Here is a 19,397-nt window from a genome sequence, read left to right on the forward strand (position 1 = left end):
GCCAACGCGTCCTGAAGGAGCGACCCGGCATGCAGCATATGAGGACAAGCGGACCGGGAGACGAGGTGGCGGCGCTCGATGTCGGTGCCGTCAGCCATTCCTATGGCCAGAAGCGGGCGCTCAACGACGTCTCCTTCTCGATCGCGCCGGCGACTTTCACCGTTCTGCTCGGCCTCAACGGGGCCGGCAAGACAACGCTGTTCTCACTGATAAGCCACCTCTACGACACGCGTCACGGATCGATCCGCATCTTCGGCCATGACATTCGCCGCGCGTCCGGCGAAGCACTCAGACGGGTCGGCATCGTGTTCCAGGCACGCACGCTCGACCTCGACCTCAGCGTCTACCAGAATCTCTCCTACCACGCCTCGCTGCATGGCATTGGCGGACGCGAAGCTCGCCAGCGCATTGCCGCGCTGCTTGAAACGGTCGACATGCAGGGCCGCCAGCACGACAAGGCACGCAGCCTCTCCGGCGGTCAGATGCGACGCATCGAAATCGCCAGGGCGCTGCTTCACCGACCTTCCCTGCTCCTGCTTGACGAGGCGACCGTCGGCCTCGACATCGAATCCCGCGCGGGCATCCTCGCCACCATCCGCAAGCTCGTCCAGGCAGAGGGCATCGGCGTGCTCTGGGCCACGCATCTGATCGACGAAGTCGAAGACGCCGACCATGTTGTCATACTGCGGCGGGGTGATCTGGTCGCGAGCGGCAAGGTGTCGGATGTGACCCGTGCGAACGGTGGAAATTCGATTCGCGAAACCTTTTCGAAGCTCAGCCGCGTCGATGCGGCGGGCATGGCGGAGACGTCGCCATGAGCGCTCCTGCGATGCCTGGAAAGGTCGCCGGCATCATGCCGGTGCGGTCTGAGCCATTCGGCCTGCGCCACTATCTCATTTGCCTGAAAGGCGTCGTCCTGCGCGAGTGCCTGCGCTTCCTGCACCAGCGCGAACGCTTCATTTCCTCGCTGGTCCGGCCGCTCGTCTGGCTGTTCATCTTCGCCGCCGGCTTTCGCCAGGTGCTCGGCGTGTCGATCATCCCGCCCTACAAGACCTATGTGCTCTACGAGGTCTATATCACACCGGGCCTTTGCGGCATGATCCTGCTGTTTTCCGGCATGCAGTCTTCGCTGTCGATGGTCTACGACCGCGAGATGGGCAACATGCGCATCCTGCTGGTCAGCCCGTTTCCGCGCTGGTTCCTGCTGGTGTCGAAGATGCTGGCCGGTGTGGCCGTATCGATCGTGCAGGTCTACGCGTTCCTGATCGTTGCCTGGTTGTGGGGCGTCAAGGCGCCGCCACTCGGCTACCTCTACGTGCTGCCGGCACTGTTCCTGTCGGGCATGATGCTTTGCGCGCTCGGTATGCTCTTGTCTTCGCTGATCAAGCAGCTCGAAAACTTCGCCGGCATCATGAACTTCGTCATCTTTCCCGGCTATTTCGCGTCTCCGGCGCTCTATCCCTTGTGGCGCATCCAGGAGGCGAGCCCGCTGCTCTACAAGATCTGCCTCTGCAACCCGTTCACCTATGCCGTCGAACTGATCCGCTTTGCCTTCTACGGACAGATCGAATGGCTGTCGCTGGGCGTCGTCGCCGGCTGCACGCTGCTGTTTCTGGGCGGCGCCATCATCGCATACGATCCTTCGCGCGGTTTGTTGATCCGCAAACAGGACATGGGAGGAAACGCCTGATGGCGCGAATGAGGCTTGCTCACACTCTGGTTCTGGTCGCCACGCTTGCCTCGATGGGGAGCGCCGGCGCGGCAAACACCGATCCCGACTGGCCCTGCATGCAGCGTAAGGTGCCACAGCTCTCGCTTGGCCAGATCTGGAATGGGCCGGAGCTTCCTGCGACCGCGAAAGATTGGGCGAAGGATGCCCGTGTGTCGGCGCTTGTCGAGGCGGTGGCGGCCCGGCGGACGCCGATTGCCGAAGCCCAGAAAGAGATCAAGGATTTCGCGACTTCCCTGTCGGCCGAGCAGGTCGCACCAAAAATGACGATGCTGGTGCAGGGAATGTTCGACCATATGGACGCCGAGCGTTCGCACGTGATCTCCGGCATCTCCCGCTATGCGCACAAACAGCTCGAAATGGCGGCACAGTTGCGCAAGGAAGCATCCGAAGTCGACGCGCTGCGCGCCAAGGCCGATGCGGATCCGGACGAAGTCGAACGGCGAACCGACCAGCTGAATTTCGCGACGCGAATTTTCACCGAACGGGTCCAGTCGCTGACTTATGTCTGCGATGTGCCCACGATAATCGAGCAGCGGCTTTACCAGTTGTCGAAGACCGTCTCGGAAACGCTCGTCGTGAAGAAATAGACCTTGGCGCCTGCCTCATGACCCCCTGCCAGGCAGCACACGCCAGCGCTGCACGAAATAACCGGGATGCGTCTCGATCCACCGAGCCACCAGCGGCTGCGCCTGCATGAAGGCAGTCCCGGGATTCATCGCCAGACCGTCTACCATTTGTTCGCGTTGTTCGCAGGTCCGCGGTACATCCGTCAGGCAGACCATCATAACGAGGGTGTAAAGCATTACCCCTTTTCCCCATCGAATTCCCGAACCCTACCCGGGAGATTTCCGAACAGTCTGCAGGGGTTGCACATACGGATCGCTTACGGATGTGAAAGGACGTGGCCCCCGCTCTTTCGCACTGCAACATAACATATCGCTTATATAACACCAACGATCGCGGGCGTTCTCCACCGGACTTTCATCCGTTGCGTTCGTAAAATGTCATCCCGCCTTGTCTGGATACAGCTTTCCGAAAAGGGGCAGATACATCGCGCCCTTGCGCATCAGGAAATCGTTGAACGTGGCCATGGCCGGCGAGATTGCGTGATCGGTCCGCATCACCGAGAACCATTGCCGGCGGATCGGCATGCCGACAACGTCGAGGATGACGAGCCGGCCTGCTTCGGTTTCCGCAGCGATGGTGTGGGCAGAGATGAAGGCGATGCCCAGACCAGCCATCACCGCCTGCTTGATCGTTTCGTTCGAGGCCATCTCGACACCGAGGTCGTCGATGCGCCCAGGCACGTCGCTCAGGAATATTTCCAACGAGATGCGGGTTCCGGAGCCGGGCTCGCGAATAAGGAAATGCTCCTCGGCGATGCGCTCCTTGGAGATATCGCGCGCCGCGACCAACGGATGGTCGGGCGGCGCGATGATGACCAGCGGGTGATCGCCGAAGACCGAAGCACGCACCGGAACCTCTTTCGCCGGGCGCCCCATCAGCGCGATATCGATGTCGTGGTTTCGGAGGTTTTCGATCGTCTGGGCACGGTTTCCGATGGCAAGCCGCATGTCGATGTCGGGATGGTCCTTCATGAACGCAGCCATCAGCCGCGGCGCGAAATATTTGGCGGTGGAAACGACGCCGAGCCTCAAGCTGCCGGTGCGTACGCCCTTGATGGCATCCATCTTGTCTTCGAGCAAACCGAGATGCTCCTCGATAACCTGTGCTGTCTCGACGAAAGCCCGACCTGCGGCAGTGGGACGCATGCCGTCCGACGTTCGGTCGAACAGAGCCAGCTGGAATTCTTCCTCCACTTGCCGCAACTGGATTGTCAGCGCTGGAGGAGACAGGCCTAACATCTTGGCTGCGCTGACAATTTTTCCGCACTTGATGATTGCCTGGACGGTCTTGAAATGCTTGATCGTGAGGTTCCTCATGCCGCATACTAAATTATTTTTACTGGCTAAGTAAAGTTATTGAATTTTACTTATCTCTCCACGTTTGTTTCCATTCCTCCAGTCCAGCCGCTCCGAGGAGATGCGGCCGGACCGGGAGGTTACGATGCCAGCGGCAACGCTCGACGCTTTTCTGAACTCCTATCTCGGCCAGCCTGACGAATTCCGCTCGGCAGTTGTGACGACCGTCCGTCAGTTGACACAGGCCGCCATCAAGGTCCGCAACACCATCAATCAAGGGGTGCTCGGCGCCGCCTTTGCGGAAACCCGTGGCGCCAATGCCGATGGCGACGTCCAGAAGGATCTCGACGTCTTCTCCGACGACATCTTCCTCGACGCCATGCGCCGCGCACCAGTCGCGCTTTACGCCTCCGAGGAACTGGAGCAGCCAGTCCTGCTCGACAGGCAAGCGCCACTCGCCATTGCGATCGACCCGCTCGACGGCTCTTCCAACATCGACACCAACGTGTCGATCGGAACGATCTTCTCGCTCCTGACCGCAACTGGCGCGCCGGACGCTGATCCGGCCGCCTCTTTCCTGCAGGCGGGCGTGAACCAGCTAGGCGCCGGTTTCTTCATCTATGGGCCGCAGCTGGCACTCGTCCTGTCGCTCGGCAGCGGCACGCATGTCTTCGTCTTCTCGACAAGGCTCGGCACCTTCGTCCAGGCCTATGAAAGCCGGATCATTCCGCAACGCACTCAGGAGTTCGCCATCAACGCCGCCAACTACCGGCACTGGGACGAGGCCGTGCGGCTCTATGTCGACGACTGCCTGGAGGGCACCGAAGGACCGCGCGAGAAGGATTTCAACATGCGCTGGATCGCCTCTCTGGTTGCAGACTGTTACCGAATATTGATGCGCGGCGGCGTCTTTCTCTACCCCGGCGATCGGCGCAAGGGCTATGGTCAGGGACGGCTGCGCCTCGTCTACGAGGCCAACCCGATCGCCTATCTCATAGAACAGGCTGGTGGTGCCGCCACCGATGCGATCAACCGAATCCTGGAAATCGAACCCGAGAGCCTGCATCAGCGCGTGCCGATGATCTTCGGGTCGGCGCGGGAAGTCGCGCGCATCACCCGCTACCACACAGAGCCGAGCAACATCGGTGAGCGTGCGCCGCTGTTCAGCCGCCGCGGCCTGTTCAGAGCCTGAGCAGCACCATGTCAGCCAAGCACCCCATCATCACCATCACCGGGTCGTCGGGCGCGGGCACGACCTCGGTTAAGCGCATCTTCGATCTGATTTTCCGGCGCGAGAACATCGAGGCCGCTTTCATCGAAGGCGACGCATTCCACCGCTACGACCGCGCGGCGATGAAGGGAAAGGTGGCCGAGGAGGAAAAGGCCGGCAACCCGAACTTCACCCATTTCAATGCCGCGGCCAACGAACTCGGAATTCTCGAAGAGGTGTTCACGGAATATGGCCGCCGCGGAACCGGCAAGACCCGCACCTACATTCATGATGAGGAAGAGGAAAAGCAGCACGGCACGCCACCGGGAACCTTTACCGAATGGCGCGAATTCGCTCCCAGCGACCTGCTCTTCTACGAGGGGCTGCACGGCTGTGTCGTCACCGACACGATCGATTTGGCCAAGCATGCGGATCTCAAGATCGGCGTCGTGCCGGTCATCAATCTCGAATGGATCCAGAAGATCCATCGCGACCGTTCGACACGCGGCTATTCCACCGAGGCGGTGATGGACGTGATCCTGCGCCGGATGCCCGACTATGTCCGCTACATTGTCCCGCAATTCTCGCAGACCGCCATCAACTTCCAGCGCGTGCCGATCGTCGACACGTCCAACCCGTTCATCGCGCGCTGGATCCCGACGCCGGACGAATCGATGCTGGTTATCCGCTTCGCCAATCCGCGCGGCATCGATTTTCCGTATCTGCTGTCGATGATCCACGACTCGTTCATGTCGCGGCCAAATTCCATAGTGGTGCCAGGCAACAAGCTCGATCTTGCCATGCAGCTGATCCTGACGCCGCTCATCCTGCAATTGACTGAACGCAAGAGCCGTGTGTCGTGAGGAGGATGCAATGACCAGCCAAACAGCACTGAAGCCCGTCACCACAACCGCTCCCGTCTCGGAGCGCGACATGGCGAACGCCATTCGCGCGCTGGCGATGGACAGCGTCCAAAAGGCGAATTCGGGTCACCCAGGCATGCCGATGGGCATGGCCGATGTCGCAACGGTGCTGTTCAACCGCTTCATCAACATCGATCCGTCGAGGCCGGACTGGCCCGACCGTGACCGTTTTGTGCTTTCAGCCGGCCACGGCTCGATGCTGCAATACGCGCTGCATCATTTGCTCGGCTATGAGGACATGCAGGTCGAGGAATTGCAGCGATTTCGGCAGTTGGGCAGCCGCACCGCCGGGCATCCGGAATACGGCCATGCGCTTGGCGTGGAGACCACCACCGGACCGCTGGGACAGGGCATTTCCACGGCGGTCGGCATGGCGCTGGCGGAACGTATGCTTGCCGCCCGCTACGGTACCGATCTGGTCGATCATCATACCTATGTGATTGCGGGCGACGGCTGCCTTCAGGAGGGCATCAGTCACGAGGCGATAGACCTCGCTGGTCACCTGAAGCTTTCCCGCCTGATCGTCTTCTGGGACGACAATGCGATTTCCATTGACGGGCCGACCTCCCTCTCCACGTCGATGGACCAGCCGGCGCGCTTCAAGGCCGCCGGCTGGGATGTCCAAAGCGTCGCCGGCCACGACATGGAGGCAGTCGCCGCGGCAATCGAGTCGGCGCGGCGGTCGGATCGGCCATCGCTGATTGCCTGCCGCACAGTGATCGGCATGGGTGCCCCCAATCTCGGCGGTTCGGAGAAGACGCACGGCGCACCGCTGGGTGAAGCAGAGATCGCCGCGACACGCGAAAACATCGGCTGGGCCCACGCGCCGTTCGATGTGCCGGATGATATCCTTTTCGCCTGGCGCGAGATTGCCGGTCGCGGCGAAGCGATGCGGCGCGCCTGGGAGCAGCGGCTTGCCGCCTCGCCGCGGCGCGAGGCTTTCGAGAGCGCCGTCGCCGCCGAACTGCCCGACACCGTCTTCAAAGCGCTCGACGCCTTTCGTCGCGAACATGTCGAGAAGGCAACCAAGGTGGCGACGCGAAAAGCCTCCGAAATGGCGCTCGAGGTCATCAACGGCGCAACGGAATTGACCGTCGGCGGCTCGGCCGATCTGACGCATTCAAATCTGACGATCACCAAGGGCATGAACCGCATTGCGCCGGGTGATTATGCCGGCCGCTACATTCACTACGGCATTCGTGAACACGGCATGGCGGCCGCCATGAACGGCATCGCGCTGCATGGCGGTTTCGTGCCCTATGGCGGTACGTTCCTGTGCTTCGCCGATTATGCGCGCGGCGCGATGCGGCTCTCGGCGCTCATGGGCCAGCGCGTCATCTATGTGATGACACACGATTCCATCGGCCTCGGCGAGGACGGCCCGACGCACCAGCCGGTCGAGCACCTTGCGATGCTGCGTGCCACGCCTAATCTCAACGTCTTCCGCCCGGCGGATGTCATCGAAACGGCGGAGTGCTGGGAACTCGCGCTAAAGAGCAAGGATCGGCCTAGCGTCCTGGTGCTGTCGCGCCAGAACCTGCCGATGCTGCGTCGGTCGCACAGCGACGAGAACCGCTCCTGCCAGGGCGCTTACATCCTGCGCGAGCCGGCAAAGCACCGCGCCGTCACCCTGATCGCCACCGGCTCGGAGGTCGAGATCGCGGTTGCTGCCGCCGAAAGGCTGGAGACCGAGCATGGCGTCGCCGCCGCCGTCGTGTCGATGCCGTGCTGGGAGCTTTTCGAGGAGCAGGAAAGCGCCACCCGCAAGGCCGTCCTCGGCTCGGCGCCGCGCGTCGCGGTCGAAGCGGCAGCCCGGCTGGGCTGGGACCGCTGGATCGGCGAGACCGGCGCTTTCGTCGGCATGACCGGCTTCGGCGCCAGCGCCCCTGCCCCCGACCTCTACCGGCATTTCAACATAACGTCCGAAGCGGTTGCTGCAGCGGCGCTGAAGCTCATCATCTAGGAGGATTCACAATGGCTCGCATCACCCTTCGCCAGCTTCTCGACCATGCCGCCGAGCACGGCTACGGCGTTCCGGCATTCAACATCAACAACATGGAACAGGGCCTCGCCATCATGGAGGCGGCCAAGGCCTGCGACGCGCCAGTCATCATCCAGGCTTCACGTGGCGCCCGGTCCTATGCCAACGACATCATGCTGGCCAAGATGATGGAGGCGCTGACCGAAATCCACCCGGCCATCCCGCTATGCATCCATCAAGACCACGGCAACAGCGAGGCCACCTGCCTTTCCGCGATCCGCCACGGCTTCACCTCGGTGATGATGGACGGATCCTTGATGGCGGACGCCAAGACGCCGGCAAGCTACGACTACAACGTCGCCATAACCGAACGCGTCGCACGCATGGCGCATTGGGTCGGCGCTTCCGTCGAAGGCGAACTGGGCGTGCTCGGCTCGCTGGAAACCGGCCAAAGCGAGGCGGAGGATGGCCACGGCGCCGAGGGCGCGCTCTCTCACGACCAACTCTTGACCGATCCAGATCAGGCGGTCGATTTTGTGACTGCAACCCAGGTCGACGCGCTGGCGATTGCCTGCGGCACCTCGCACGGCGCCTACAAATTCACCCGCAAGCCGGACGGCGACATCCTGGCCATGCAGGTGATCGAGGCGATCCACGAGAAGCTGCCCAACACGCATCTGGTCATGCACGGCTCTTCCTCGGTGCCGCAGGAGCTGCAGGACATCATCAACAGATACGGCGGCGAGATGCCCCAGACCTTTGGCGTTCCGGTCGAGGAGATCGAGCGCGGCATCCGCTACGGCGTGCGCAAGGTCAACATCGACACCGATTGCCGCATGGCCATGGCCGGGCAGTTCCGCCGCGTCGCGACGGAAGACCCGCGCGAGTTCGATCCCCGCAAATTCCTGAAACCCGCCATGGATGCCTTGCGCGACCTTTGCCGGGACCGCTTCGAGCGCTTCGGTACGGCGTCCAACGCCTCGAAGATCAAGGTCATCGCCATGGACGAGATGGCGAAACGTTACGCCGCGGGAAAACTCGACCCCCATATCGCAACCGCGAAAGCCGCCTGAGCAACAAACAGGAGACCTGTCATGAACAAGATCGACATACTGCCAGTGGGGACGCTCAAGGAAGGCAAGGAACGCTACAAGTCAGGGGTCATCCCCTACAAGAAGATGGGCTATTGGGAGCCTGACTACAGGCCCAAGGAAACCGATCTGATCGCCATGTTCCGGATCACGCCGCAACCCGGTGTCGACCACGAGGAGGCGGCGGCCGCCATCGCCGGCGAATCCTCCACCGCGACGTGGACCGTGGTGTGGACCGACCGGCTGACCGCTTGCGAGCTCTACCGCGCCAAGGCGTTCAGATCCGAGCCGGTGCCGAACACCGGTCCCGGAACCAAGACCGAGCAACAGTACTTCGCCTACATCGCCTACGACCTCGACCTGTTCGAGCCGGGCTCGATCGCCAATTTGACCGCATCGATCATCGGCAATGTGTTCGGCTTCAAGGCAGTCAAGGCGCTGCGGCTGGAAGACATGCGTATCCCGGTCGCGTACCTCAAAACCTTCCAGGGGCCGGCGACAGGCATCGTGGTGGAGCGTGAGCGGCTCGACAAGTTCGGCCGGCCGCTGCTCGGCGCTACGACGAAGCCGAAGCTCGGCCTCTCGGGCCGCAATTATGGGCGCGTCGTTTACGAAGCGCTGAAGGGCGGCCTCGACTTCGTCAAGGACGACGAGAACATCAACTCGCAGCCCTTCATGCACTGGCGCGACCGCTTCCTCTACTGCATGGAGGCCGTGAACAAGGCGTCGGCCGCCACCGGCGAGGTCAAAGGCCATTATCTTAACGTCACCGCCGGCACGATGGAGGAGATGTACGAGCGCGCCGAATTCGCCAAGCAGCTTGGTTCCTGCATCGTCATGATCGACCTCGTCATCGGCTACACGGCGATCCAGTCGATGGCCAAGTGGGCGCGCCGCAACGACATGATCCTGCACCTGCACCGTGCCGGCAACTCGACCTATTCGCGCCAGAAGAACCACGGCATGAATTTCCGCGTCATCTGCAAATGGATGCGCATGGCCGGCGTCGACCACATCCATGCCGGCACGGTGGTCGGCAAGCTGGAAGGCGACCCGCTCATGATCAAGGGATTTTATGACACGCTGCGTGAGGAGCGCACGCCGCAGAACCTCGAAACCGGGCTGTTCTTCGATCAAGAATGGGCCTCGCTCAACAAGGTGATGCCCGTCGCCTCGGGCGGCATCCATGCCGGCCAGATGCATCAGTTGATCCACTATCTCGGCGAGGACGTCATCCTGCAGTTCGGCGGCGGCACAATCGGCCATCCGGACGGCATCCAGGCAGGCGCGACGGCCAATCGCGTCGCCCTGGAAGCGATGATCCTGGCCCGCAACGAGGGGCGCGATTATTTGCGCGAAGGGACCAAGATCCTCGAACAGGCGGCCAGATGGTGCACGCCGCTGAAGGCTGCCCTGGAGACCTGGAAGGACGTCACCTTCAACTACGAATCGACCGACACGGCCGACTTCGTGCCAACCGCAACGCCCAGCTTCTAGACGAAAGGAACCATCGTCATGATGACCAATCCGGGAAACAAGGTCACGCAGGGACAGTTCTCGTTCCTGCCAGACCTGACCGATGAGCAGATTTCGGCGCAGATCAAATACGCGCTGAAGAACCATTGGGCGGTCAGCGTCGAGTACACGGACGATCCGCATCCGCGAAACACCTACTGGGAAATGTACGGCAACCCGATGTTCGATTTGAAAGATCCGGCGGGCATACTGCTCGAGGTCAATGCTTGCCGGAAAGCCTGTCCGAACATGTATGTGCGGGTAACCGCCTTCGATTCGACCAAGGGCTGGGAAGCGCCGCGCATGTCGTTCATTGTCAACCGGCCGCCCAGCGAACCCGGGTTCCGGCTGCTGCGCCAGGAGCGCGACGGCCGCAGCCAGGGTTATTCGATCGTGCCTTATGCGACCGACAGGCCCGAGGGCGAGCGGAGCTAGCTGAACCATGCTGAACGCGATGACCAAGGACGCTGCCGCACAGGACGCGACGGTTGATCTGCAGGCCGAGTTCGAGGCCTCCAACATCGACGAGGTGATGGACAAGCTCGACCGTGAACTCGTTGGCCTGAAGCCGGTCAAGACCCGCATCCGCGAGATCGCCGCTCTCCTCCTGGTCGACCGGCTTCGCCGCAAGTTCGGGCTGACCTCGGGCGCCCCGACGCTGCACATGAACTTTACGGGAAATCCCGGCACCGGAAAGACCACCGTGGCGCTGAGGATGGCCGAAATCCTGCATCGTCTGGGCTATGTCCGCGAAGGCCACATGGTCGCCGTGACGCGCGACGATCTTGTTGGCCAGTATGTGGGCCACACCGCGCCCAAGACCCGCGAGGTGATCAAGCGTGCCATGGGCGGCGTGCTTTTCATCGACGAGGCGTACTATCTCTACAAGCCCGAGAACGAACGCGACTACGGCCAGGAATCGATCGAAATCCTGCTGCAGTGCATGGAGAACAACCGTGACGATCTGGTTGTGATCCTTGCCGGCTACAAGAACAAGATGGACCGCTTCTTCGACAGCAATCCCGGTATGCGTTCGCGCATCGCCCACCATCTCGATTTCCCCGACTATGGTGTCAGCGAACTGAAATCAATCGCCGAGATTATGCTCGCGGAGCAGAATTATCGCCTCAGCGAGGCGGCATCCCGTGCGCTCGAAGAGTATCTTCCGATCCGCATGAGGCTGCCGCATTTCTCCAACGCGCGTTCGGTCCGCAATGGGCTCGATCGGGCACGGCTGCGGCAGGCCAACCGGCTTTTCGCATCGCGCAGCAGGGTGTTGACCAAGGCCGATCTTGTCACCATCGAGGAATCCGACATCCGCGGCAGCCGCGTGTTCGCGGAAGGGAAACTCGAAGGCGAACCGGAGACGAAGATGCGCTGACGGGATGAAGCCGGCTGGCGCAGAGACCAACAGCGCAGACAGGATTGGAGACGACGACCATGGTCACCAGGACAATCATCGCACCCTCCGTGCTTTCCGCGGATTTCTCGCGGCTCGGCGACGAGGTCGAAGCTGTCGTGCGGGCGGGTGCCGACTGGATCCATCTCGACGTGATGGACGGGCATTTCGTACCCAACATCACCTTCGGTCCGCCGGTGATCAAGGCGATCCGCGACCGAACGGACAAAGTCTTCGACTGCCATCTGATGATCGCGCCGGCCGACCCCTATCTGGCCGCCTTCGCCGACGCCGGCTGCGACATCATCACGGTGCACGCCGAGGCCGGGCCGCATCTCGATCGTTCCCTGCAGGCGATCAAAAATCTCGGCAAGAAGGCCGGCGTATCGCTGAATCCTTCGACGCCGGAGAGCGCCATCGAATATGTGCTCGACAGGCTCGACCTGGTGCTTCTGATGACGGTCAATCCAGGCTTTGGCGGCCAGGCCTTCATTTCCGCGGTCATCGAGAAGATCAGGCGAATCAAGGCACTGGTTGGCCACCGCCCGATTGACATCGAAATCGATGGCGGCGTCACGGCCGAAACCGCCCCGCTGGTCACTGCAGCCGGCGCCAATGTGCTGGTCGCCGGGTCGGCCGTGTTCAAGGGGGGCACCGAGGCGGCCTATCGCGCCAACATTGGAACCATCCGACAGGCGGCCGACGGTGCGATCCGGAAAGCCGCGTAAACCATTCCATCGGAGGCAAGCATGGCGGCCGTCCCCCCTGTCTGCGATTTCGGCTGGCGCGCCATCGATGCCGTTTTGCCTGACGTCGACGGCAGGTCGCATTCGATCTTCAGCCAGGCCGGCCCGAACGGCCTGGTCGTGGCCTTCATCTGCAATCACTGCCCTTATGTGAAGGCGGTGATTTCACGTATCGTGCGCGATGCCAACGACCTCAAGGCCGAAGGTATCGGCTTTGTCGCGATCAACTCAAACGATGCCGATGCCTACCCGGAGGATTCCTTCGACCAAATGAAGCTATTCGCCACGACGAGCGGCTTCAGCTTCCCTTACCTGCACGACCAGCACCAAACTGTGGCGCGCGATTACGCAGCCGTGTGCACTCCCGATTTCTTCGGGTTCAACAGCGAGTTGGGACTGCAATATCGCGGTCGGCTGGACGCCTCGCGACGAGAAGCCGGAGCGCCCGGGCTGAGACGCGATCTGTTCGAGGCGATGAAGCAGGTTGCCCGAACCGGCGACGGGCCGCTGGACCAGATCGCCTCGATCGGCTGCTCGATCAAGTGGAAGGATGCCGCATGAACGTCGGCGCAGGTAGGCCGCTTCGATCGCCGAAGGCGATCCTGTTCGACCTCGACGGCACGCTGGTCGACTCGGCGCCGGACATAGCGGCCGCAGTCAACGAATTGCTGGCCAGCCGCGATCTGCCGCCGCTGCGCCTGGATCAGGTCACGGCCATGATCGGCGGCGGCGTCAGGAAATTGATCGAGCGAGCCTTCGCGGCGTCGGGAGCGCCACTGCTCGGTAACGCTCTCGATGAGGCCAACCGCGTCATGGCGCCTATCTACCGCCGGCATCTGACCGGCCTGACAAGGCTGATGCCTGGCGTCAGGGAGGCTCTCACCCACTTTCATTTGGGCGGGGTAAGCATGGGGGTGGTAACCAACAAACCGCAGTTGGCGACCCGCGAAATCCTGCTTCATTTCGGATTGACGGAATATTTCGGCGCCATCGTTGGCGGAGACGCGGTGACATTCCTGAAACCGGCGCCCGATGCCCTGCTGCTGGCGTTGGCACAGCTTGGGGTCGACGCCGGTGACGCGCTGCTGGTCGGAGACAGTGGCGCCGACCTGGGCGCCGCACGCGCCGCCGGCATGCCCGTCATTCTGTTGCGCGGCGGCTACAGCCACATTCCGGTGGAAGAGCTTGGCGCCGACCTTGTTTGCGACAGCCTTTTCGATCTGCCTTCGGCAATGCAGAGGCTGCAAGCCGATGCGTGATTGAGGCGTCCGCCGGCCGAACGCAAATTCGAACGGCCGGCTGCGCTCTATTTCGAGAATTGCTTCAGATAGGCAATGACATTGGCGATGTCTTCGTCCTGCTTGAGGCCGACAAACGCCATCTTCGTTCCTTTGACCATGGCCTTGGGATCGTGAAGATAGGTCTTCAGTGAGGGCTCATCCCATTTGACGCCGGATTTGCCAGCCGCGACCATCGCCTGAGAATAGCTGAACCCCGGGTGTGTTCCAGCCGTTCGGCCTATGACGCCGTTCAACGACGGGCCGACCTTGTTCTTGTCCTGGTCGGCGACGTGGCAGACCTTGCATTTGGCGAAGACCTTCTCACCAGCCGCCGCATCCTGTGCCTGGGATTGGCTCGCGATGAAGGGCACAACGGACATGACTGCGAAAAATGCGATTGCGCGCATGGCATTTCCTCATTGATCGTCTGGGTGCCCTGGACGATTTGCGCATGCCGATCCTTTGATCCGTCGGCATGCGCCTTACGCGGTGGTGTGGAATATCCGCTTCTCCCGTGGAGCCGCGCCGCGTGATTCAGAAGCTAATTGGCATGTTGTGAAAGTCAATCGTACAAAGGTTTAGAGGCCTGGGTGCTCAACAGACCCGTCCATTCGTCTTTGTTGACGGTGATCCGGCGAGCGCGTAGCTTGACCTCACTCCGGTTTCTCCATTGGCACCTCGGGAAATCCGGCAAACGGTGATTTTGCCCTCGCTTCTGGTTGGGCTGAGCTCGCCGGGATGAGCGTTTGGGAACGCGCAAGAGGTGCTGAATGGACATGGTCGATCTCATATTGACGGTTTGCCTCAGCGCCAATCCGAGCAATTGCCGAGACGAACATCTCTATTTCGAGAGCCGCGGCACTCTGTTCCAATGCATGATCCTTGCCCCCAGCGAAATCGCGAAATGGTCCCAAGAACACCCGACCCTCAAGGTCATGCGCTGGAAATGCGCATTTCCAAACAAGGAACGAGCCATTTGATTTGGCAGCGCGGAACCCTGGGGAGGAGGTGTCATGATGGTTTCACGGCGCATGACGTTGCGTCTGGCGGTTCTCGGGACAGCCGCTGTTCTTGCTACCAGGCCGGGCGTTGCGGCAGCCAGGATTCGCCTCGGTGTGCTGAAGTTTGGAACCGTGAGTTGGGAACTCGATACGCTAAGGCAGCACAAATTCGATGCCGCGAACGGGATCGGTCTGGAGATCATCGACTTCGCCGGCGAGGATGCAACCAACGTCGCGATGCTGGCTGGCGCGATCGATATGATCGTCTCCGACTGGCTGTGGGTCTCGCGCCAGCGCTCCGAAGGCGGCGACCTCACATTGACCCCCTATTCGACCGCGGTGGGTGCGATCATGGTGAAGGAGGATTCGCCGATCCGGACGGTCGCCGATCTCAAGGACAAGAAGATCGGCGTCGCCGGCGACCCGCTCGACAAGAGTTGGCTGCTGATACAAGCGCTGACCAGACGCGATCTCGGCGTCGACCTGTCGGCAACCAGCGACATCGTCTTTGGCGCGCCGCCACTGATTTCGGAAAAGGCGATACAGGGCGAACTCGATGCAGTGCTGAATTTCTGGCATTTTTGCGCGCGTCTCGAGGCCAATGGCTTCCGTCGATTGATCGGCGTGAATGACGCGGCAAAGACGCTCGGGGCTCTGGGACCCGTTTCGGCGCTCGGTTACGTCTTCCATGACCAATGGGCCAACGAGAACCCCGATGCCGTCAGGGGTTTCGTGAGGGCGTCCGCGCAAGCCAAGGACTTGCTGGCCAGATCCGATGACGAATGGCTGCGCCTGGCGCCGATCATTCGCGCGGAAGGCAAGGAACTGGAAAAACTGCGCGATCGCTACCGCCAGGGCATTCCCAGCCGGTCGATCGCCGAGGAAGCGGCCGACGCCGGGAGGCTATACCATGTGCTTGCGGCGATCGGCGGCGCGAAGCTTGTCGGCAGCGCGCCGGAAATGGCGCCCGGCACGTTCTGGCAGGACCCCGAGAAATGACCGCATTGGGAACCGACGGCGCGCGTGATGCCCCGCCGACCATGTCCGGCCGACGCAATCTGGCGACGGCACTCATGCCCGCGCTGACCGTAGCGGTCTCCCTGCTCGGGCTTTGCCTGCTATGGAACCTTGCGGCAAGTGTCTGGCCAAGCCGTGCCTTTCCAGGACCTGGGCAGGTCTGGCAGGTGCTTCTCAGGGAGGCTGCGAGCGGCGACCTTTTTTACCATCTCGGCGTGACCCTCGGCCGGGTCGCCGCGGCATATATCGTCGCAATGATCATCGGATCCGTCATCGGCGTTTTGCTCGGCAGCCATCGTCGCGTCGACCGTTTTTTCAACCCGTGGGTGATCCTGTTCCTCAACATCCCGGCGCTGGTGGTCATCGTCCTCGGCTATATCTGGTTCGGCCTCAACGAGGTGGCGGCGATCGGCGCGGTGGCGGTGAACAAGATCCCGAATGTCGTGGTGACGATGCGCGAAGGCGCCAGGGCGCTTGATCCAAGTTACGCCGAAATGGCCACCGTCTATCGCTTCGGCCGCCTTGAACGCATCCGCCATATCCTGCTGCCGCAATTGCAGCCCTATCTTGCCGCCGCATCGCGATCCGGCATCGCCCTCATCTGGAAGATCGTCCTGGTCGTCGAGTTGCTCGGCCGCTCGAACGGTGTCGGCTTCCAGATCCATCTCTATTTCCAGCTCTTCGATGTCGCCGCCATTCTTGCCTACACGCTGGCTTTCGTGGCGGTGATGCTTGTCATTGAACTTCTCCTGGTGCAGCCCGTTGAACGACATGCAACCCGTTGGCGCCGTCGTCCCGCTTAAGGTCGACATCGCCGAAAAGACCTTCAGGTCCGCGCGAGGCGTCTCGATCACGGCGCTTCAGGACCTTTCCTTCGAGGTCCGGCAAGGCGAATTCGCCTGCTTGCTGGGACCGTCGGGCTGCGGCAAAACCACGACGCTGCGTATCCTGCTTGGCTTGGACAAAGACTTTTCCGGCTCCTTCCAGTTGCCGCAAGGAGGTTCGAACCGCATCGCCGCCGTATTCCAGGAACCGACCCTGCTGCCGTGGCGAACGGTGGAGCAGAATGTCAGGCTGGCGTTGCCGAAAAGCTTGAGAGCGAAAAATCTCGACAGGCTGTTCGACACGCTCGGCCTCACCGGCATGCGCTCGCTCTATCCTGCCGAACTGTCGCTCGGCCTTGCGCGCAGGGCAGCACTTGCCAGGGCTTTCGCCACCGAGCCGGCGGTGCTTTTCCTGGACGAACCCTTTGTCTCGCTCGACGAACAGACCGCCGAGCGGCTTCGGCATCTGCTTTTGACCGTGTGGTCGGCACGGCCAACGACCGCCTTGATGGTGACGCACAATCTACGCGAGGCACTGATGCTGTCGGACCGCATCATCGTGCTCGCGCCGCGGCCAACCCATGTGCTCGGCGTGTTCGACGTACGGCTGCCACGGCAACATCGCAATTCGCAGGTGATGAGCGACCTTCTGCGGTCGTTCCATCATAGATTTCCGGACGTCACCTGATTGCCAGCAGGCGAAATGCATATCGGAGGCCTTCATGTCGGTTGATCTGCTAAGACGCAGGCTTGTGAGTGGCTTCGCCTGCACCGCCGCCAGCGCCGCCTTGCTGCCATGCTGCCTCGGACGAGCCGTTCTGGCCGCAGGTGGCAGTTCTCGGTTCTCGGTCAGACAAATCGCCGACGGCGTCTTCGCCTTCCAGGGCGCGGATGAGTTGATGACCGCCGCCAACGACGGTGCGATCTGCAATCTGGGCGCCGTCATCGGCACCGATGCGGTTGCCGTCATCGACAGCGGTGGCAGCCTCATCGAGGCGCACGCCTTTCTCGCCGCGATCGGAAAGCTGACAGCAAAGCCGGTTCGCTTCCTGGTCAACACCCACATGCATCCCGACCATATCTTCGGCAATGCGGCATTCCGGAAGATCGGCGCGACCATCGTCGGTCACCGTAATCTGCCGCGTGCTCTCGAGGCGCGTGGCGCGTTCTATCTGCACAACTATCGCGAACAGCTTGGCGAGGCGCTGATGGAGGGGATCGAGATCGTGTCGCCGACCATGCTGGTCGACGATCGCCTGCAACTCGACCTCGGCGGGCGCATGATCGAACTGCGGGCATGGAAGGCGGCGCACACCGACAACGACCTGACCGTGTTCGATCCCGCGACCAGAACGCTCTTTGCCGGCGATGTCGTGTTTATGGGCTCCTTGCCGACGCTCGACGGATCACTGCTTGGATGGCTCCGCCAGATGGATGCGCTCACCGCGATCGACGCCGCGCGCGTCGTTCCAGGTCATGGTCCTGTAACGGCCGACTGGCCACAGGCGCTGGCGGGGGAGCGACGCTATTTCGAGGTTCTGGCGCGCGATATCCGCAAGGCGATCGCCGACGGAACGCCGCTGCGCGAAGCAGTCAAAACCGCTGGCGAAAGCGAACGGGATAATTGGCACCTGTTCGACGACTACAACGAGCGCAACGCAACGGCCGCATTTGCCGAACTCGAATGGGAATAGACGACACCGACATGCGCCAGGCAGCTGTAAGGCACGGCGATTTGCCAAGGCGTCGCCAAAGGCTTATCCTCAACGCCAGCCTGGGCACCACCTCTCTTGCATTGGTGGAGGCATCGAAATGCAAAATCACGCTTACTCGAGCCGGCAGCTCGCTTTGCCGCTCGCATTCGTTTTCGTCGCGATCATCTTGGCCATCGGCACGCTGCTCGGCTCCTCGGGAACCGCCAGCGCACAGCAAACAACCGCGTCCTCGGATAGGATCTGGCAGGATTTGAAGGGCGACGTGTTCGGCGATCGGGCAATTCTGGTCGATACCGGCGTCGTCAGGATCGAAGCGCCGAAGCGGGCGCAGGATGCCGCCATCGTGCCCGTCGACATCTATCTCGATCCAGCCAAGGCGCCGGACGGCATCAAATCCGTTACCTTGATCATCGATGCCAACCCTGCACCGGTGGCGGCAACGTTCCAGCTCGGCAAGGATGCCGGCGTGACGCATCTGTCGACGCGCGTGCGCGTCAACGACTATTCCTATCTGCGGGCCATCGCTGAGACGCAGGGCGGCCAACTCCATATGGCGCAGACCTTCGTCAAGGCGTCAGGCGGATGCTCCGCCCCTGCGGTCAAGAACCAGGACGAGGCCAACGCGACGATGGGTCAGATGAAGCTGCGCCAGTTCCCGCCCAAAGAGACGATGACCAAGACCGAGGAACTGCAGTTGATGATCCGGCACCCTAACAATTCGGGGCTGCAGCGGGATCCGCTGACCCAGTATTTCATACCGGCGCATTTTGTCCAGAAACTGTCGATCTCCCAAGCCGGCCAGCCGATCCTCTCCATGGAAGGTGGAATATCGATTTCGGAAGACCCCAATTTCCGATTTGATTTCACCGTGCACGGCAACGGCGAAATCCAGGTTGAAGCGATCGATACGGATGGCAAGACATTTCGCAATCAGTGGCCGCTGGAGACAGCGGGACTCTGAAGTCTCGATATCCTGTGCCGGACTGCCGGGTGCTTGCCAGCTTGACCCCGAAAGTGGAGCTTGTTTCGGGAAGGTACTGT

The 19,397-nt window shown here is 61.8% G+C and carries 22 protein-coding genes; 19 read left to right on the forward strand and 3 right to left on the reverse strand.

Annotation, left to right across the window (positions count from 1 at the left end; genetic code table 11):
* Positions 1 to 29: 29 nt before the first annotated feature.
* Genes NKI66_RS09550 through NKI66_RS09560 form a run of 3 tightly spaced genes read left to right on the forward strand, consistent with a single transcriptional unit; the run spans position 30 to position 2,319 of the window.
* On the forward strand, positions 30 to 818 hold the full coding sequence (locus NKI66_RS09550; RefSeq protein ID WP_352751515.1) for a lanthanide ABC transporter ATP-binding protein PedB/LutE: 789 nt from the start codon (positions 30 to 32) through the stop codon (positions 816 to 818).
* Between the two features lie 35 nt (positions 819 to 853).
* The gene (locus NKI66_RS09555; protein ID WP_050592673.1) at positions 854 to 1,690 is read left to right on the forward strand and encodes a lanthanide ABC transporter permease protein PedC; all 837 of its coding nucleotides are present in this window, start codon (positions 854 to 856) and stop codon (positions 1,688 to 1,690) included.
* Entirely contained in the window at positions 1,690 to 2,319 is a 630-nt protein-coding gene (locus tag NKI66_RS09560) for a hypothetical protein (RefSeq protein WP_023810408.1), read from the forward strand. The genes NKI66_RS09555 and NKI66_RS09560 overlap by 1 nt, the downstream gene beginning before the upstream one ends.
* Before the next feature lie 15 nt (positions 2,320 to 2,334).
* Here NKI66_RS09560 and NKI66_RS09565 read toward each other — a convergent pair whose 3' ends face one another.
* Entirely contained in the window at positions 2,335 to 2,535 is a 201-nt protein-coding gene (locus tag NKI66_RS09565) for a hypothetical protein (protein WP_023810407.1), read from the reverse strand.
* 201 nt (positions 2,536 to 2,736) lie between these two features.
* Positions 2,737 to 3,675, reverse strand: coding sequence for a LysR family transcriptional regulator (locus tag NKI66_RS09570; RefSeq protein ID WP_023810406.1), 939 nt, complete (start codon positions 3,673 to 3,675; stop codon positions 2,737 to 2,739).
* Positions 3,676 to 3,799: 124 nt separating this feature from the next.
* Here NKI66_RS09570 and NKI66_RS09575 point away from each other — a divergent pair, with 124 nt between their 5' ends.
* From NKI66_RS09575 to gph, 10 genes are read left to right on the forward strand one after another with little or no spacing between them, the layout of a single operon-like run.
* Complete coding sequence (locus tag NKI66_RS09575; RefSeq protein ID WP_023810405.1) at positions 3,800 to 4,846, forward strand: class 1 fructose-bisphosphatase; 1,047 nt, start codon at positions 3,800 to 3,802, stop codon at positions 4,844 to 4,846.
* Between the two features lie 8 nt (positions 4,847 to 4,854).
* Positions 4,855 to 5,727 (forward strand): phosphoribulokinase, encoded by an 873-nt coding sequence (locus NKI66_RS09580; RefSeq protein ID WP_023810404.1) that lies wholly within the window; start codon positions 4,855 to 4,857, stop codon positions 5,725 to 5,727.
* Positions 5,728 to 5,737: 10 nt separating this feature from the next.
* Positions 5,738 to 7,750, forward strand: coding sequence for a transketolase (tkt, locus tag NKI66_RS09585; RefSeq protein WP_023810403.1), 2,013 nt, complete (start codon positions 5,738 to 5,740; stop codon positions 7,748 to 7,750).
* Positions 7,751 to 7,761: 11 nt separating this feature from the next.
* Positions 7,762 to 8,841 (forward strand): class II fructose-bisphosphate aldolase, encoded by a 1,080-nt coding sequence (gene fba, locus NKI66_RS09590; RefSeq protein ID WP_023810402.1) that lies wholly within the window; start codon positions 7,762 to 7,764, stop codon positions 8,839 to 8,841.
* 21 nt (positions 8,842 to 8,862) lie between these two features.
* On the forward strand, positions 8,863 to 10,356 hold the full coding sequence (locus NKI66_RS09595) for a ribulose-bisphosphate carboxylase large subunit (RefSeq protein WP_023810401.1): 1,494 nt from the start codon (positions 8,863 to 8,865) through the stop codon (positions 10,354 to 10,356).
* An 18-nt stretch (positions 10,357 to 10,374) separates the two neighbouring features.
* Positions 10,375 to 10,809 (forward strand): ribulose bisphosphate carboxylase small subunit, encoded by a 435-nt coding sequence (locus NKI66_RS09600; RefSeq protein WP_013532057.1) that lies wholly within the window; start codon positions 10,375 to 10,377, stop codon positions 10,807 to 10,809.
* 7 nt (positions 10,810 to 10,816) lie between these two features.
* Positions 10,817 to 11,755: a CbbX protein gene (gene cbbX / locus NKI66_RS09605; protein ID WP_023810399.1), complete on the forward strand. Its 939-nt coding sequence runs from the start codon at positions 10,817 to 10,819 to the stop codon at positions 11,753 to 11,755.
* A gap of 59 nt (positions 11,756 to 11,814) precedes the next feature.
* Positions 11,815 to 12,501, forward strand: a complete 687-nt coding sequence (gene rpe / locus NKI66_RS09610; protein WP_023810398.1) for a ribulose-phosphate 3-epimerase — start codon at positions 11,815 to 11,817, stop codon at positions 12,499 to 12,501.
* 21 nt (positions 12,502 to 12,522) lie between these two features.
* Complete coding sequence (locus NKI66_RS09615; protein WP_023810397.1) at positions 12,523 to 13,080, forward strand: thioredoxin family protein; 558 nt, start codon at positions 12,523 to 12,525, stop codon at positions 13,078 to 13,080.
* Positions 13,077 to 13,778, forward strand: coding sequence for a phosphoglycolate phosphatase (gph, locus tag NKI66_RS09620; RefSeq protein WP_023810396.1), 702 nt, complete (start codon positions 13,077 to 13,079; stop codon positions 13,776 to 13,778). The genes NKI66_RS09615 and gph overlap by 4 nt, the downstream gene beginning before the upstream one ends.
* A 47-nt stretch (positions 13,779 to 13,825) precedes the next feature.
* Here the strand turns inward: gph and NKI66_RS09625 are convergent, their stop codons facing one another.
* Positions 13,826 to 14,206 (reverse strand): c-type cytochrome, encoded by a 381-nt coding sequence (locus tag NKI66_RS09625; protein WP_023810395.1) that lies wholly within the window; start codon positions 14,204 to 14,206, stop codon positions 13,826 to 13,828.
* Positions 14,207 to 14,569: 363 nt separating this feature from the next.
* Here NKI66_RS09625 and NKI66_RS09630 point away from each other — a divergent pair, with 363 nt between their 5' ends.
* From NKI66_RS09630 to NKI66_RS09655, 6 genes are all read left to right on the forward strand, one after another.
* Positions 14,570 to 14,779 carry a hypothetical protein gene (locus NKI66_RS09630; protein ID WP_023810394.1) on the forward strand — a complete coding sequence of 70 codons (210 nt, stop codon included), beginning with the start codon at positions 14,570 to 14,572 and terminating at the stop codon, positions 14,777 to 14,779.
* Between the two features lie 33 nt (positions 14,780 to 14,812).
* The gene (locus NKI66_RS09635; RefSeq protein ID WP_352751518.1) at positions 14,813 to 15,799 is read left to right on the forward strand and encodes an ABC transporter substrate-binding protein; all 987 of its coding nucleotides are present in this window, start codon (positions 14,813 to 14,815) and stop codon (positions 15,797 to 15,799) included.
* On the forward strand, positions 15,796 to 16,620 hold the full coding sequence (locus NKI66_RS09640; RefSeq protein WP_031212962.1) for an ABC transporter permease: 825 nt from the start codon (positions 15,796 to 15,798) through the stop codon (positions 16,618 to 16,620). Before NKI66_RS09635 ends, NKI66_RS09640 begins: the two co-directional genes overlap by 4 nt.
* Positions 16,589 to 17,329: an ABC transporter ATP-binding protein gene (locus NKI66_RS09645; protein ID WP_352751563.1), complete on the forward strand. Its 741-nt coding sequence runs from the start codon at positions 16,589 to 16,591 to the stop codon at positions 17,327 to 17,329. Before NKI66_RS09640 ends, NKI66_RS09645 begins: the two co-directional genes overlap by 32 nt.
* 34 nt (positions 17,330 to 17,363) lie before the next feature.
* Positions 17,364 to 18,335, forward strand: coding sequence for a quinoprotein relay system zinc metallohydrolase 2 (locus NKI66_RS09650; protein ID WP_023810390.1), 972 nt, complete (start codon positions 17,364 to 17,366; stop codon positions 18,333 to 18,335).
* Between the two features lie 118 nt (positions 18,336 to 18,453).
* Positions 18,454 to 19,317, forward strand: a complete 864-nt coding sequence (locus tag NKI66_RS09655; RefSeq protein ID WP_023810389.1) for a quinoprotein dehydrogenase-associated SoxYZ-like carrier — start codon at positions 18,454 to 18,456, stop codon at positions 19,315 to 19,317.
* Positions 19,318 to 19,397: the final 80 nt, after the last annotated feature.

Source organism: Mesorhizobium sp. M0518 (assembly GCF_040321125.1).
GTDB lineage: Bacteria > Pseudomonadota > Alphaproteobacteria > Rhizobiales > Rhizobiaceae > Mesorhizobium.

Coding starts and splice junctions, on each gene's coding strand:
- NKI66_RS09550 (WP_352751515.1), top strand. CDS start 30: ATGCAGCATATGAGGACAAGCGGACCGGGAGACGAGGTGGCGGCGCTC.
- NKI66_RS09555 (WP_050592673.1), top strand. CDS start 854: ATGCCGGTGCGGTCTGAGCCATTCGGCCTGCGCCACTATCTCATTTGC.
- NKI66_RS09560 (WP_023810408.1), top strand. CDS start 1,690: ATGGCGCGAATGAGGCTTGCTCACACTCTGGTTCTGGTCGCCACGCTT.
- NKI66_RS09565 (WP_023810407.1), bottom strand. CDS start 2,535: ATGCTTTACACCCTCGTTATGATGGTCTGCCTGACGGATGTACCGCGG.
- NKI66_RS09570 (WP_023810406.1), bottom strand. CDS start 3,675: ATGAGGAACCTCACGATCAAGCATTTCAAGACCGTCCAGGCAATCATC.
- NKI66_RS09575 (WP_023810405.1), top strand. CDS start 3,800: ATGCCAGCGGCAACGCTCGACGCTTTTCTGAACTCCTATCTCGGCCAG.
- NKI66_RS09580 (WP_023810404.1), top strand. CDS start 4,855: ATGTCAGCCAAGCACCCCATCATCACCATCACCGGGTCGTCGGGCGCG.
- tkt (WP_023810403.1), top strand. CDS start 5,738: ATGACCAGCCAAACAGCACTGAAGCCCGTCACCACAACCGCTCCCGTC.
- fba (WP_023810402.1), top strand. CDS start 7,762: ATGGCTCGCATCACCCTTCGCCAGCTTCTCGACCATGCCGCCGAGCAC.
- NKI66_RS09595 (WP_023810401.1), top strand. CDS start 8,863: ATGAACAAGATCGACATACTGCCAGTGGGGACGCTCAAGGAAGGCAAG.
- NKI66_RS09600 (WP_013532057.1), top strand. CDS start 10,375: ATGATGACCAATCCGGGAAACAAGGTCACGCAGGGACAGTTCTCGTTC.
- cbbX (WP_023810399.1), top strand. CDS start 10,817: ATGCTGAACGCGATGACCAAGGACGCTGCCGCACAGGACGCGACGGTT.
- rpe (WP_023810398.1), top strand. CDS start 11,815: ATGGTCACCAGGACAATCATCGCACCCTCCGTGCTTTCCGCGGATTTC.
- NKI66_RS09615 (WP_023810397.1), top strand. CDS start 12,523: ATGGCGGCCGTCCCCCCTGTCTGCGATTTCGGCTGGCGCGCCATCGAT.
- gph (WP_023810396.1), top strand. CDS start 13,077: ATGAACGTCGGCGCAGGTAGGCCGCTTCGATCGCCGAAGGCGATCCTG.
- NKI66_RS09625 (WP_023810395.1), bottom strand. CDS start 14,206: ATGCGCGCAATCGCATTTTTCGCAGTCATGTCCGTTGTGCCCTTCATC.
- NKI66_RS09630 (WP_023810394.1), top strand. CDS start 14,570: ATGGACATGGTCGATCTCATATTGACGGTTTGCCTCAGCGCCAATCCG.
- NKI66_RS09635 (WP_352751518.1), top strand. CDS start 14,813: ATGATGGTTTCACGGCGCATGACGTTGCGTCTGGCGGTTCTCGGGACA.
- NKI66_RS09640 (WP_031212962.1), top strand. CDS start 15,796: ATGACCGCATTGGGAACCGACGGCGCGCGTGATGCCCCGCCGACCATG.
- NKI66_RS09645 (WP_352751563.1), top strand. CDS start 16,589: ATGCAACCCGTTGGCGCCGTCGTCCCGCTTAAGGTCGACATCGCCGAA.
- NKI66_RS09650 (WP_023810390.1), top strand. CDS start 17,364: ATGTCGGTTGATCTGCTAAGACGCAGGCTTGTGAGTGGCTTCGCCTGC.
- NKI66_RS09655 (WP_023810389.1), top strand. CDS start 18,454: ATGCAAAATCACGCTTACTCGAGCCGGCAGCTCGCTTTGCCGCTCGCA.